Raw genomic sequence first — 13,561 nt, 5'->3', positions numbered from 1 at the left:
GATATCCAGTCGGCTGTCACTGCGCCGATCGCGTTACTGCCAGCCGAACAGCGCGTCGCCGGCCGCGACGTCGCCGGACTCCACGAGGCCCGAGAGGGACTCGGCCGTCGCTTCCAGCGCCACGATCGGGCACACCGGGGACTTGCCGGCCTTCTCGACGGCGGAGGGGTCCCACCGGACGACGGCCTGACCTCGGGTGACGGTGTCGCCCTTGCTCACGAGCAGCTCGAAGCCCTCGCCGTTGAGCTGGACCGTGTCGATGCCCAGGTGCGTGAGCACACCGTGACCGTCGCTGTCGACCACCACGAAGGCGTGCGGGTGGAGGGAGACGATGACTCCGTCGACGGGGGAAACCGCCTCGGAGGGCTCGCGGACGGGGTCGATAGCGGTACCGGGACCGACCATCGCGCCGGCGAAGACGGGGTCGGGTACGGCAGCGAGCCCAACGGCACGTCCGGCAAGAGGGGACGTCACAGTGGTCATGGGGGGCCTCCCAGTGGAGCTTCGAAGGTGCCGCCGCGGCTGGACAGGAGGACGGCGTACTGCTCAGCAGCGTAAGTCATAAGAAGTCCCGGTTCCGCCCGAGTCCTGACGGTTCGAGGACCTAGGGGCGCACCGGAAACGATTTGCCTCGACTACCGGCTGCCTGTACTGTCGTACTCCTGCCTGGCCCCAACGCGACTTTGAGTCGGGGGTCGGCAACGGCTATTGAGCCCAAACCCTAACCCGAAATCGGGCACCCGCATGTCTGCGGGGGCCGGTCAGAGGGACCGGAAAGGTTTGATAGTGTCTGACCCGCCGGAAAGGGAAACGCGAAAGCGAAGAACTGGAAAGCGGAAATCGCTTGACCCGCTTCGACCGGGAATCGGACACGAAAGAGTCTGATAGAGTCGGAAACGCAAGACCGAAGGGAAGCGCCCGGAGGAAAGCCCGCAGGGGTGAGTACAAAGGAAGCGTCCGTTCCTTGAGAACTCAACAGCGTGCCAAAAGTCAACGCCAGATATGTTGATACCCCGGCCTGCTTCGGCAGGTTGGTGGTTCCTTTGAAAGCCCTGCCGAGTCATTGACTAGGTAGGCAAAACACAGCGAGGACGCAGTGGACGACGGGTCATATTCCGACCTTGTTCGTTCCGCTCTCGTGATGTGTCTCCCGATTACGGGAAAACATTCACGGAGAGTTTGATCCTGGCTCAGGACGAACGCTGGCGGCGTGCTTAACACATGCAAGTCGAACGATGAAGCCCTTCGGGGTGGATTAGTGGCGAACGGGTGAGTAACACGTGGGCAATCTGCCCTTCACTCTGGGACAAGCCCTGGAAACGGGGTCTAATACCGGATAATACTTTCTCCCTCCTGGGAGAAGGTTGAAAGCTCCGGCGGTGAAGGATGAGCCCGCGGCCTATCAGCTAGTTGGTGGGGTAATGGCCTACCAAGGCGACGACGGGTAGCCGGCCTGAGAGGGCGACCGGCCACACTGGGACTGAGACACGGCCCAGACTCCTACGGGAGGCAGCAGTGGGGAATATTGCACAATGGGCGAAAGCCTGATGCAGCGACGCCGCGTGAGGGATGACGGCCTTCGGGTTGTAAACCTCTTTCAGCAGGGAAGAAGCGAAAGTGACGGTACCTGCAGAAGAAGCGCCGGCTAACTACGTGCCAGCAGCCGCGGTAATACGTAGGGCGCAAGCGTTGTCCGGAATTATTGGGCGTAAAGAGCTCGTAGGCGGCTTGTCACGTCGGTTGTGAAAGCCCGGGGCTTAACCCCGGGTCTGCAGTCGATACGGGCAGGCTAGAGTGTGGTAGGGGAGATCGGAATTCCTGGTGTAGCGGTGAAATGCGCAGATATCAGGAGGAACACCGGTGGCGAAGGCGGATCTCTGGGCCATTACTGACGCTGAGGAGCGAAAGCGTGGGGAGCGAACAGGATTAGATACCCTGGTAGTCCACGCCGTAAACGTTGGGAACTAGGTGTTGGCGACATTCCACGTCGTCGGTGCCGCAGCTAACGCATTAAGTTCCCCGCCTGGGGAGTACGGCCGCAAGGCTAAAACTCAAAGGAATTGACGGGGGCCCGCACAAGCAGCGGAGCATGTGGCTTAATTCGACGCAACGCGAAGAACCTTACCAAGGCTTGACATACACCGGAAAGCATCAGAGATGGTGCCCCCCTTGTGGTCGGTGTACAGGTGGTGCATGGCTGTCGTCAGCTCGTGTCGTGAGATGTTGGGTTAAGTCCCGCAACGAGCGCAACCCTTGTTCTGTGTTGCCAGCATGCCCTTCGGGGTGATGGGGACTCACAGGAGACTGCCGGGGTCAACTCGGAGGAAGGTGGGGACGACGTCAAGTCATCATGCCCCTTATGTCTTGGGCTGCACACGTGCTACAATGGCCGGTACAATGAGCTGCGATGCCGCGAGGCGGAGCGAATCTCAAAAAGCCGGTCTCAGTTCGGATTGGGGTCTGCAACTCGACCCCATGAAGTCGGAGTTGCTAGTAATCGCAGATCAGCATTGCTGCGGTGAATACGTTCCCGGGCCTTGTACACACCGCCCGTCACGTCACGAAAGTCGGTAACACCCGAAGCCGGTGGCCCAACCCCTTGTGGGAGGGAGCTGTCGAAGGTGGGACTGGCGATTGGGACGAAGTCGTAACAAGGTAGCCGTACCGGAAGGTGCGGCTGGATCACCTCCTTTCTAAGGAGCACTTCTTACCAAGCTTTGCTTGGTCAGAGGCCAGAACACCGGCGAATGTTCGGTGCTGGTAGCTCATGGGTGGAACGTTGACTACTCGGCACGACAAGTTGTTTGTCACTAGTACTGCTTCGGCGTGGAACGTGTAGGAACAACTGGTCGGGTCGGGCACGCTGTTGGGTATCTGAAGGTACGGGCTCGTTTGAGTCTGTCCTTCGGTTGCCGGCCCCAGTGAACTCGCCCGTGAGGGTGGGGTGGTGGGTGGCTGGTCGTTGTTTGAGAACTGCACAGTGGACGCGAGCATCTGTGGCCAAGTTTTTAAGGGCGCACGGTGGATGCCTTGGCACCAGGAACCGATGAAGGACGTGGGAGGCCACGATAGGCCCCGGGGAGCTGTCAACCGAGCTTTGATCCGGGGGTGTCCGAATGGGGAAACCCGGCAGTCGTCATGGGCTGTCACCCGCTGCTGAACACATAGGCAGTGTGGAGGGAACGAGGGGAAGTGAAACATCTCAGTACCCTCAGGAAGAGAAAACAACCGTGATTCCGGGAGTAGTGGCGAGCGAAACTGGATGAGGCCAAACCGTATGCGTGTGATACCCGGCAGGGGTTGCGCATGCGGGGTTGTGGGATCTCTCTTTCATAGTCTGCCGGCTGTGAGACGAGTCAGAAACCGTTGGTGTAGGCGAAGGACATGCGAAAGGTCCGGCGTAGAGGGTAAGACCCCCGTAGCTGAAACATCAACGGCTCGTTTGAGAGACACCCAAGTAGCACGGGGCCCGAGAAATCCCGTGTGAATCTGGCGGGACCACCCGTTAAGCCTAAATATTCCCTGGTGACCGATAGCGGATAGTACCGTGAGGGAATGGTGAAAAGTACCGCGGGAGCGGAGTGAAATAGTACCTGAAACCGTGTGCCTACAAGCCGTGGGAGCGTCGCGCATCGAGCTTGCTCGGTGCGTCGTGACTGCGTGCCTTTTGAAGAATGAGCCTGCGAGTTAGCGGTGTGTAGCGAGGTTAACCCGTGTGGGGAAGCCGTAGCGAAAGCGAGTCCGAATAGGGCGTTTGAGTTGCACGCTCTAGACCCGAAGCGGAGTGATCTAGCCATGGGCAGGTTGAAGCGGAGGTAAGACTTCGTGGAGGACCGAACCCACCAGGGTTGAAAACCTGGGGGATGACCTGTGGTTAGGGGTGAAAGGCCAATCAAACTCCGTGATAGCTGGTTCTCCCCGAAATGCATTTAGGTGCAGCGTCGTGTGTTTCTTGCCGGAGGTAGAGCACTGGATAGGCGATGGGCCCTACCGGGTTACTGACCTTAGCCAAACTCCGAATGCCGGTAAGTGAGAGCGCGGCAGTGAGACTGTGGGGGATAAGCTCCATGGTCGAGAGGGAAACAGCCCAGAGCATCGACTAAGGCCCCTAAGCGTACGCTAAGTGGGAAAGGATGTGGAGTCGCAGAGACAACCAGGAGGTTGGCTTAGAAGCAGCCACCCTTGAAAGAGTGCGTAATAGCTCACTGGTCAAGTGATTCCGCGCCGACAATGTAGCGGGGCTCAAGCGTACCGCCGAAGTCGTGTCATTCCAGCATGAAGGGCTAACGCCTGTTGGGATGGGTAGGGGAGCGTCGTGTGCCGGGTGAAGCAGCCGCGGAAGCGAGTTGTGGACGGTTCACGAGTGAGAATGCAGGCATGAGTAGCGATACACACGTGAGAAACGTGTGCGCCGATTGACTAAGGGTTCCTGGGTCAAGCTGATCTGCCCAGGGTAAGTCGGGACCTAAGGCGAGGCCGACAGGCGTAGTCGATGGACAACCGGTTGATATTCCGGTACCCGCTTTGAAACGCCCAGTACTGAATCAGGCGATGCTAAGTCCGTGAAGCCGGCCCGATCTCTTCGGAGTTGAGGGTAGTGGTGGAGCCGACGAACCAGACTTGTAGTAGGTAAGCGATGGGGTGACGCAGGAAGGTAGTCCAGCCCGGGCGGTGGTTGTCCCGGGGTAAGGGTGTAGGACGCACGGTAGGCAAATCCGTCGTGCATATAAGTCTGAGACCTGATGCCGAGCCGATTGTGGTGAAGTGGATGATCCTATGCTGTCGAGAAAAGCCTCTAGCGAGTTTCATGGCGGCCCGTACCCTAAACCGACTCAGGTGGTCAGGTAGAGAATACCGAGGCGTTCGGGTGAACTATGGTTAAGGAACTCGGCAAAATGCCCCCGTAACTTCGGGAGAAGGGGGGCCATCACTGGTGATCCGATTTACTCGGTGAGCTGGGGGTGGCCGCAGAGACCAGCGAGAAGCGACTGTTTACTAAAAACACAGGTCCGTGCGAAGCCGTAAGGCGATGTATACGGACTGACGCCTGCCCGGTGCTGGAACGTTAAGGGGACCGGTTAGCTGCTCTTCGGGGTGGCGAAGCTGAGAACTTAAGCGCCAGTAAACGGCGGTGGTAACTATAACCATCCTAAGGTAGCGAAATTCCTTGTCGGGTAAGTTCCGACCTGCACGAATGGCGTAACGACTTCTCGACTGTCTCAACCATAGGCCCGGTGAAATTGCACTACGAGTAAAGATGCTCGTTTCGCGCAGCAGGACGGAAAGACCCCGGGACCTTTACTATAGTTTGATATTGGTGTTCGGTTCGGCTTGTGTAGGATAGGTGGGAGACTTTGAAGCGGCCACGCCAGTGGTTGTGGAGTCGTCGTTGAAATACCACTCTGGTCGTGCTGGATGTCTAACCTGGGTCCGTGATCCGGATCAGGGACAGTGTCTGATGGGTAGTTTAACTGGGGCGGTTGCCTCCTAAAGAGTAACGGAGGCGCCCAAAGGTTCCCTCAGCCTGGTTGGCAATCAGGTGTTGAGTGTAAGTGCACAAGGGAGCTTGACTGTGAGACCGACGGGTCGAGCAGGGACGAAAGTCGGGACTAGTGATCCGGCAGTGGCTTGTGGAAGCGCTGTCGCTCAACGGATAAAAGGTACCCCGGGGATAACAGGCTGATCTTCCCCAAGAGTCCATATCGACGGGATGGTTTGGCACCTCGATGTCGGCTCGTCGCATCCTGGGGCTGGAGTCGGTCCCAAGGGTTGGGCTGTTCGCCCATTAAAGCGGTACGCGAGCTGGGTTTAGAACGTCGTGAGACAGTTCGGTCCCTATCCGCTGTGCGCGTAGGAATATTGAGAAGGGCTGTCCCTAGTACGAGAGGACCGGGACGGACGAACCTCTGGTGTGCCAGTTGTTCTGCCAAGGGCATGGCTGGTTGGCTACGTTCGGAAAGGATAACCGCTGAAAGCATCTAAGCGGGAAGCCTGCTTCGAGATGAGTATTCCCACCCTCTTGAAGGGTTAAGGCTCCCAGTAGACGACTGGGTTGATAGGCCAGATGTGGAAGCCCGGTAACGGGTGGAGCTGACTGGTACTAATAGGCCGAGGGCTTGTCCTCAGTTGCTCGCGTCCACTGTGTTAGTTCTGAAATAACGAACAGCCGTGTTTTCATCCGGTTGGTTCAATTTCATAGTGTTTCGGTGGTCATTGCGTTAGGGAAACGCCCGGTTACATTCCGAACCCGGAAGCTAAGCCTTTCAGCGCCGATGGTACTGCAGGGGGGACCCTGTGGGAGAGTAGGACGCCGCCGAACTCCTTTTAGGAAGAGCCCCGTGCCCTTGTGGCACGGGGCTTTTTCGCGTTTGTGGGGGTGCCCGGCACCCCTCTGCACCCGCCGGCCCGGGCTGAGGGTAGGGTCAGGGGGCATCATTGGCACGTTCTTGACACAGGAGGCCCCCGGGTGGAGGTCCAGGAGACCCGCGTTCAGACGGACCGGGTACTCACCATCCCCAACATCCTCAGCATGTTGCGCCTGGTCGGCGTACCTGTCTTCCTGTGGCTGATTCTCCGCCCCGAGTTCGGCGGGCCCCAGAGCGACGGCTGGGCTTTGCTGGTCCTGATGTTCAGCGGGGTCAGTGACTACCTCGACGGCAAGCTCGCTCGCCGCTGGAACCAGATCAGCAGCCTCGGACGGCTTCTCGACCCCGCCGCCGACCGGCTCTACATTCTTTCCACCCTCGTCGGACTCACCTGGCGCGAGATCCTGCCGCTCTGGCTGACGATCGCCCTGCTCGCCCGCGAGCTCATGCTCCTCGTGATGGTGGGAATCCTGCGCCGGCACGGCTATCCGCCGCCCCAGGTGAACTTCCTGGGCAAGGCCGCGACGTTCAACCTCATGTACGCATTCCCCTTGTTGCTGCTCAGCGACGGGCATGGTTGGCTGGCAGAGGTGGCCACCGTTTTCGGATGGGCGTTCGCAGGGTGGGGTACAACCCTCTATTGGTGGGCAGGAATCTTGTACGTGGTTCAGGTCCGCCGCCTGGTCAAGGCGGATGCAGTAGCCGATTGAGCTCGCTGATGTGGTGCCGTGCAGCGTCGCCGGCCCGCGGCTGATGAAACAGAAGCTGCTCTGACGGGTGAAGTCGGCTCGACCGTCGTCTCTCAAGGAGGACGTTTCCGACATGAAGGCCGTCGTGATGGCTGGCGGCGAAGGCACTCGTCTTCGCCCCATGACCTCGAGCATGCCCAAACCGCTCCTGCCCGTGGCCAATCGGCCGATCATGGAGCATGTGCTCCGGCTGCTGAAACGGCACGGGCTCAATGAGACGGTCGTGACCGTCCAGTTCCTCGCCTCCCTGGTCAAGAATTACTTCGGGGACGGCGAAGAGCTCGGCATGGAGCTGAGCTATGCCAACGAGGAGAAGCCGCTCGGCACCGCCGGCAGCGTGAAGAACGCCGAAGAGGCGCTGAAGGACGACACCTTCCTCGTCATTTCCGGTGACGCGCTCACCGACTTCGACCTCACGGACCTCATTGCTTTCCACAAGGAGAAGGGCGGTCTGGTCACCGTCTGCCTCACCCGCGTCCCCAATCCCCTTGAATTCGGGATCACGATCGTGGACGAGCAAGGCCAGGTCGAACGCTTCCTGGAAAAGCCGACCTGGGGCCAGGTCTTCTCGGACACCGTGAACACGGGCATTTACGTCATGGAGCCCGAGGTCTTCAACTACGTCGAGGCCGACGCCTCCGTGGACTGGTCCGGGGATGTCTTCCCGCAGCTCATGAAGGAAGGCAAGCCCATCTACGGCTATGTCGCCGAGGGCTACTGGGAGGACGTGGGCACCCACGAGAGCTATGTGAAGGCCCAGGCCGACGTGCTGGAGCGCAAGGTCGACGTCGAGATCGACGGCTTCGAGATCTCGCCCGGGGTCTGGGTGGCCGAAGGCGCCGACGTGCACCCCGACGCCGTACTGCGGGGCCCGCTCTACATCGGGGACTACGCCAAGGTCGAAGCCGGCGTGGAGATCCGCGAGCACACGGTCATCGGGTCGAACGTGGTCGTCAAGAGCGGCGCCTTCCTGCACAAGGCCGTGGTCCACGACAACGTGTATGTCGGCGACCACAGCAACCTGCGCGGCTGCGTCGTCGGCAAGAACACCGACATCATGCGCGCCTCCCGGATCGAGGACGGCGCCGTCATCGGCGACGAATGCCTCGTCGGTGAGGAATCCATCATCCAGGGCAACGTCCGCGTGTACCCCTTCAAGACCATCGAGGCCGGCGCCTTCGTCAACACCTCGGTGATCTGGGAGTCCCGCGGTCAGGCCCATCTCTTCGGGGCGCGCGGCGTCTCCGGGATCCTGAACGTCGAGATCACCCCGGAACTCGCCGTCAGGCTGGCCGGTGCCTACGCGACGACGCTCAAGAAGGGCTCCACCGTCACCACCGCCCGGGACCACTCCCGAGGCGCCCGGGCGCTCAAGCGGGCCGTGATCTCCGCGCTCCAGGCCAGCGCCATCGACGTACGGGACCTGGAGAACGTACCGCTGCCCGTCGCGCGTCAGCAGACCGCGCGCGGCAGTGCCGGCGGGATCATGATCCGTACATCGCAGGGTGTGCCCGACTCCGTCGACATCATGTTCTTCGACGAACGCGGAGCGGACCTCTCCCAGGCGCGGCAGCGGAAGCTGGACCGCGTCTACGCCAGGCAGGAGTACCGGCGGGCCTTCCCCGGCGAGATCGGCGACATCTACTTCCCGTCCAGCGTCTTCGACTCGTACACCGGGTCCCTCCTGCGCAACGTGGACACCACCGGGATCGCCGATGCCCAGCTGAAGGTCGTGGTCGACGCGTCCAACGGCAGCGCGGGGCTCGTGCTGCCTAGCCTCCTGGGGCGGCTGGGCGTGGACGCGCTCACCATCAACCCCGGTCTTGACGAATCCCGGCCGACCGAAACGGCCGAGGCCCGGCGCAAGGGCCTCGTGCGCCTGGGCGAGATCGTCTCCTCGGCGCGGGCGGCCTTCGGCGTCCGCTTCGACCCCGTCGGCGAGCGGCTGTCCCTGGTGGACGAGCGCGGCCGGATCGTGGAGGACGACCGGGCCCTGCTGGTCATGCTCGACCTCGTCGCCGCCGAGCGGCGCAGCGGGCGGGTGGCGCTCCCGGTCACCACGACGAGGGTCGCCGAGCAGGTCGCCGCGTACCACGGCACGCAGGTCGAGTGGACGACCACGTCGCCGGACGACCTGACCCGGGTGGGGCGTGAGGAAGGCACCATCTTCGGAGGAGACGGACGCGGCGGCTTCATCGTTCCCGAATTCGCCAGTGTCTTCGACGGCACGGCCGCATTCGTGCGGCTCATCGGGCTCGTCGCCAGGACCCAGCTCACGCTGAGCCAGATCGACGCCCGTATCCCGCGCGCCCACGTCCTGCGCCGCGACCTGGCCACACCGTGGGCCGTGAAGGGTCTGGTCATGCGCCGGGTCGTGGAGGCGGCCGGCGACCGGGACGTCGACACGACGGACGGCGTACGGGTCGTGGAGGCGGACGGGCGCTGGGTCATGGTGCTGCCGGATCCGGCGGAAGCCGTCACCCACCTGTGGGCCGAGGGGCCCGACGACGCCTCCGCCGAGGCGCTGCTGGACGAGTGGGCGGCGGTCGTGGACAGCGCGGGCAACTGAGACGGGGTCGCGGGGACGGGCGGACGCACCGCCCGTCCCCGCGACCGCCCGTCCATCGGTGGGGCCATTCGGCGTAAGCCGCCGCGACATGCGACGATGTGCGGCATGTCGCAGCAGCCCCCCGGTCGGAGCACGGCCCCGCCGCCCAAGCGCCCCGACGCGTCCATGCTGCTGCTGACCAATGTGATGGAACACAGCCTGGACGACGGCTACGCCGAAGCGGCGGCGCGGCGGGCGGCCGAGGGGCGCACGGGCATGCCCCGTACGCTCAAGGCCAAGCTCGGTCTCGCCGCCTGTCTGGTCCTCGCGGCCCTGGTCGTCACGCTCGGCGCCGCCCAGGCGCGGGTGACCGCGCCGGTCCTGGCCAAGGAGAAGCAGGAGCTGATCGACCGCATCGACGCCGAGACGGCGGCGGCCGACACCCTGGAAACTCAGGTGGAGGAAGTCCGCGACGACGTCAGCAGCCGGCAGCGCAAGGCCCTCCAGGAACACGGGGGGGACCAGGCCGAGCTGGTGGCGCTGCTCTCCGGAGCGACGCCCGTGCACGGGCCGGGGCTCAAGGTCGTCGTGGACGACGCCGAGGACACCGACCAGGGCGGCGGCGGACCCCGCGAAACCAGCGGCTTCTCCGACACCGGGCGGGTCAGGGACCGGGACATGCAGCGCGTCGTGAACGGGTTGTGGGAGTCCGGCGCGGAGGCCATCGCCATCAACGGACAGCGGCTGACGGCCCTGTCGGCGATCCGGGCCGCGGGCGACGCCATACTGGTCGACAACAAACCGCTCGTGCCCCCGTACTCGGTGCTCGCGGTGGGGGACGGCAAGAAGCTGGGTGCGGCCTTCCGGAGCAGTGCCGACGGCCAGTACCTGCAGGCGCTGAAGGACACCTTCGACATCCGGACCAGCATCTCCGTCCAGGAGAAGCTGAGCCTTCCGGCCGCTCCGAGCCTGATCGTACGGACAGCAGAGCCATACAAGGCCGCAGACACTGAGAAGGACACATCGTGATCGCCGTACTGGGCCTCGTCGTGGGAGTCGTGGTCGGACTGTTGGTCCGGCCCGAAGTTCCGGCGGTGGTCGAGCCTTATCTCCCCATCGCCGTCGTCGCCGCGCTCGACGCGGTGTTCGGCGGGCTGAGGGCCATGCTCGACGGCATCTTCGTCGACAAGGTCTTCGTGGTCTCGTTCCTCTCGAACGTGGTCGTGGCGGCCCTCATCGTCTTCCTGGGCGACAAGCTGGGCGTCGGCGCCCAGCTCTCCACGGGTGTGGTGGTCGTGCTGGGCATCCGGATCTTCTCCAACGCCGCGGCGATCCGCCGGCACGTCTTCCGGGCCTGATGCCGATGAGCAACGACGACTTCAACGAGAGCCCCGACCACGGCGGGGAGCCCCGGCCGGATGCCCCGCAGGAGCTCACCGGGCGCCGCCGGCTGATCGCCGGTCTCTGGCCGCCCCGGGTGACCCGAGCCCAACTCATCGTCGCCGTCCTCCTGTTCGGCCTCGGCCTCGGGCTCGCCATCCAGGTGCGGTCCAACAGCGACAGCAACGCCCTGCGCGGCGCGCGCCAGGAGGACCTGGTGCGCATCCTGGACGAGGTGGACGACCGCACGCAGCGGCTGGAGGACGAGAAGCAGCGCCTCGACGCCCAGCGCACGGAGCTGGAGAACAGCTCCGACCAGGCCGAGGAGGCCCGGAAGCAGACGGTCGAGAAGGAGCGGCAACTCGGTGTGCTCGCCGGGACCGTGGCGGCCCACGGCCCCGGGATCACCATGACGGTCAACGACCCCGGCGGCGCCGTGCGGCCCGACATGCTGCTCGACGCCCTGCAGGAGCTCAGGGCGGCCGGCGCCGAGGCCGTCGAGGTCAACGGCATCCGGGTGGTGGCCAATACGTACTTCTCCGGTGACGCGGGCGCCGTCAAGGTCGACGGGCGCAAGATCACCGCCCCGTACGTCTTCAAGGTCATCGGCAAGCCGCAGGATCTGGAACCGGCGCTGAACATCCCCGGAGGTGTGGTGCAGACGCTGGAGAAGGAGCAGGCCACCGTGCATGTGCTGCGGGCCGACGACATTGTCGTGGACGCCTTGCGACCGGCGGAGCGGCCTGACTACGCTCGGTCGTCGGGCCAGTGATCCCCGGGCGCCCGGGCGTCGGGGAACACGAGCGGACGGTTGCGGGGGGTCGCCGCATCGTAATCGTGGCGCGTGGTGGAAACTGTCGAGTGGATACGGACGTTGTGAAGATGTCCGGGTCGGCAGGTGTGTTCATTCAGGGTTCGTCCTGCCCCACGGGCGGGTCTGTTTCGGTCAAGGGGAATCGCCCGTGAAGTTGTTTGGGAAGTTGTTCGGCAAGAGCGCCCGCGATGAGAACGCACGTCATCGCGCGCCGCGCCATGGTCAGCCCGACGAGCAGGGCGCGGAGCGCCCGCTCTTCCGCGACCAGGTGTCAGGCCAGGGGGGTGACTACCCGGGCGGTCCCGGCGCGTCGTCCGTTGACCCTGCCGGTCCCGGCCGCATAGGTTTCGGAGCCCCGAGCCAGGAGGCTTCGTCCATGCCGGTGTGTACGAGGTGCGGCCACCGCAACGCCGAGGCCAGCCGTTTCTGCTCCAACTGCGGTGCGCCGCTGCGGGGCGGGGCTCCGGAGCGCGCCTCGGAGACGACGTCGACCATCTCGATCTCGGGTCTTGAGGCGTACGAGGCGGAGGCCACCGGCCAGACCGCCGTGCCGTCGCTGTCGCCCGAGGCGCAGGCCGCCGTCGACGCCCTGCCGCTCGGCTCGGCGCTCCTGGTGGTCCGCCGCGGCCCGAACAGCGGCAGCCGCTTCCTGCTGGACGGCGAGCTGACCACGGCCGGCCGTCACCCGCAGAGCGACATCTTCCTGGACGACGTGACGGTCTCCCGCCGTCATGTGGAGTTCCGCCGGGGTGCCGACGGCAGCTTCACGGTCGGGGACGTCGGCAGCCTCAACGGCACCTATGTCAACCGTGAGCGGATCGACTCCGTCGCCCTGTCCAACGGTGACGAAGTGCAGATCGGCAAGTACCGGCTGGTCTTCTACGCGAGCCAGCGGGGCATCTGACCCGCCCCCGGACACCGTCCGGGGGGAACCCCAGGAAGGTCCATGCTGAGAACACCGAGCGGCGGTGCCCGACACGGCACCGCCGCCGACGGCCGGCCGATGAGCATCGGCACGGTGCTCCTGCAACTGCAGGAGGAGTTCCCCGAGGTCACCATCTCCAAGATCCGCTTCCTGGAGGCCGAAGGGCTGGTCGAACCGCAGCGGACCCCCTCCGGCTACCGGAAGTTCGTCGCCGCGGACGTCGAGCGGCTCGCCCAGGTGCTCCGGATGCAGCGGGACCACTACCTGCCGCTGAAGGTCATCCGCGAGCATCTGGACGCCCTCGCCCGCGGCGAGCAGGTGGCCCTGCCGTCCCCCGACGGCGAGCCGCAGCAGGCGGACGGTGAGCCGGCCGGGCTGCCGGGCCGGGCCACGGCCGCTCGCATCGGCCGCGCCGAGCTCCTGGTGGCCGCCGAGGTCACCGAGAGCGACCTGGACGACTGGGAGTCGTACGGCCTGGTCGTCCCCGCGGCGGACGGAGGATACGACGCCGACATGGTGACCGTCGCCAGGCTTGTGGCGGAACTGGGGCGATTCGGTCTGGAACCTCGTCACCTCAGGGCCGTACGGGCCGCCGCGGACCGGGAGGCCGGGCTCATCGAGCAGATGGTCGCGCCGCTGCGCCGGCACCGGAATCCGCAGACCAGAGCGCATGCGGAGGCGACCGCGAAGGAGCTGGCGGAGCTGTCCGTACGGCTGCACTCCGCGCTCGTACAGACCGCTCTGCAGGTGCGGCTCCGCTGAAGGCGGACCAGCCCGACT

8 protein-coding genes and 3 rRNA genes are annotated in these 13,561 nt (G+C 64.2%); 10 read left to right on the top strand and 1 reads right to left on the bottom strand.

The window, feature by feature from the left end; translation table 11 throughout:
* Positions 1-33: 33 nt before the first annotated feature.
* Positions 34-483: a PTS sugar transporter subunit IIA gene (locus OHS17_RS04980; RefSeq protein ID WP_026171635.1), complete on the bottom strand. Its 450-nt coding sequence runs from the start codon at positions 481-483 to the stop codon at positions 34-36.
* Positions 484-1,167: 684 nt separating this feature from the next.
* On the opposite strand from OHS17_RS04980, the gene OHS17_RS04975 reads away from it, so the two are divergent.
* The 10 genes from OHS17_RS04975 (at position 1,168) to ftsR (ending at position 13,543) form a co-directional block, all read left to right on the top strand.
* Positions 1,168-2,693, top strand: a 16S ribosomal RNA gene (locus tag OHS17_RS04975).
* 305 nt (positions 2,694-2,998) lie between these two features.
* Positions 2,999-6,124: ribosomal RNA gene (locus tag OHS17_RS04970) — 23S ribosomal RNA — on the top strand.
* 78 nt (positions 6,125-6,202) lie between these two features.
* Positions 6,203-6,319 (top strand): 5S ribosomal RNA (gene rrf / locus OHS17_RS04965).
* The 16S, 23S and 5S rRNA genes sit together here, the layout of an rRNA operon.
* A 147-nt stretch (positions 6,320-6,466) precedes the next feature.
* Positions 6,467-7,075 carry a CDP-alcohol phosphatidyltransferase family protein gene (locus OHS17_RS04960; protein ID WP_018105069.1) on the top strand — a complete coding sequence of 203 codons (609 nt, stop codon included), beginning with the start codon at positions 6,467-6,469 and terminating at the stop codon, positions 7,073-7,075.
* Positions 7,076-7,187: 112 nt separating this feature from the next.
* A complete protein-coding gene (locus OHS17_RS04955) occupies positions 7,188-9,683 on the top strand; it encodes a mannose-1-phosphate guanyltransferase (RefSeq protein WP_073865053.1) in 2,496 nt (831 codons plus the stop codon).
* 105 nt (positions 9,684-9,788) lie between these two features.
* A complete protein-coding gene (locus OHS17_RS04950; RefSeq protein ID WP_330311215.1) occupies positions 9,789-10,691 on the top strand; it encodes a DUF881 domain-containing protein in 903 nt (300 codons plus the stop codon).
* Complete coding sequence (locus tag OHS17_RS04945) at positions 10,688-11,020, top strand: small basic family protein (RefSeq protein ID WP_003970459.1); 333 nt, start codon at positions 10,688-10,690, stop codon at positions 11,018-11,020. The genes OHS17_RS04950 and OHS17_RS04945 overlap by 4 nt, the downstream gene beginning before the upstream one ends.
* Before the next feature lie 5 nt (positions 11,021-11,025).
* Positions 11,026-11,814 (top strand): DUF881 domain-containing protein, encoded by a 789-nt coding sequence (locus OHS17_RS04940; protein ID WP_330311214.1) that lies wholly within the window; start codon positions 11,026-11,028, stop codon positions 11,812-11,814.
* 82 nt (positions 11,815-11,896) lie between these two features.
* On the top strand, positions 11,897-12,760 hold the full coding sequence (locus OHS17_RS04935; protein WP_234011940.1) for an FHA domain-containing protein: 864 nt from the start codon (positions 11,897-11,899) through the stop codon (positions 12,758-12,760).
* Positions 12,761-12,802: 42 nt separating this feature from the next.
* Entirely contained in the window at positions 12,803-13,543 is a 741-nt protein-coding gene (gene ftsR, locus OHS17_RS04930) for a transcriptional regulator FtsR (RefSeq protein ID WP_330311213.1), read from the top strand.
* Positions 13,544-13,561: the final 18 nt, after the last annotated feature.

Origin of the sequence: Streptomyces sp. NBC_00523 (genome assembly GCF_036346615.1) — a bacterium.
Classification (GTDB): Bacteria; Actinomycetota; Actinomycetes; order Streptomycetales; family Streptomycetaceae; genus Streptomyces.
The sequence above is the reverse complement of the archived record's forward strand: the minus strand, read 5'-3'. Positions and strand labels throughout refer to the sequence as shown.

Coding starts and splice junctions, on each gene's coding strand:
- OHS17_RS04980 (WP_026171635.1), bottom strand. CDS start 483: ATGACCACTGTGACGTCCCCTCTTGCCGGACGTGCCGTTGGGCTCGCT.
- OHS17_RS04955 (WP_073865053.1), top strand. CDS start 7,188: ATGAAGGCCGTCGTGATGGCTGGCGGCGAAGGCACTCGTCTTCGCCCC.
- OHS17_RS04950 (WP_330311215.1), top strand. CDS start 9,789: ATGTCGCAGCAGCCCCCCGGTCGGAGCACGGCCCCGCCGCCCAAGCGC.
- OHS17_RS04940 (WP_330311214.1), top strand. CDS start 11,026: ATGAGCAACGACGACTTCAACGAGAGCCCCGACCACGGCGGGGAGCCC.
- ftsR (WP_330311213.1), top strand. CDS start 12,803: ATGCTGAGAACACCGAGCGGCGGTGCCCGACACGGCACCGCCGCCGAC.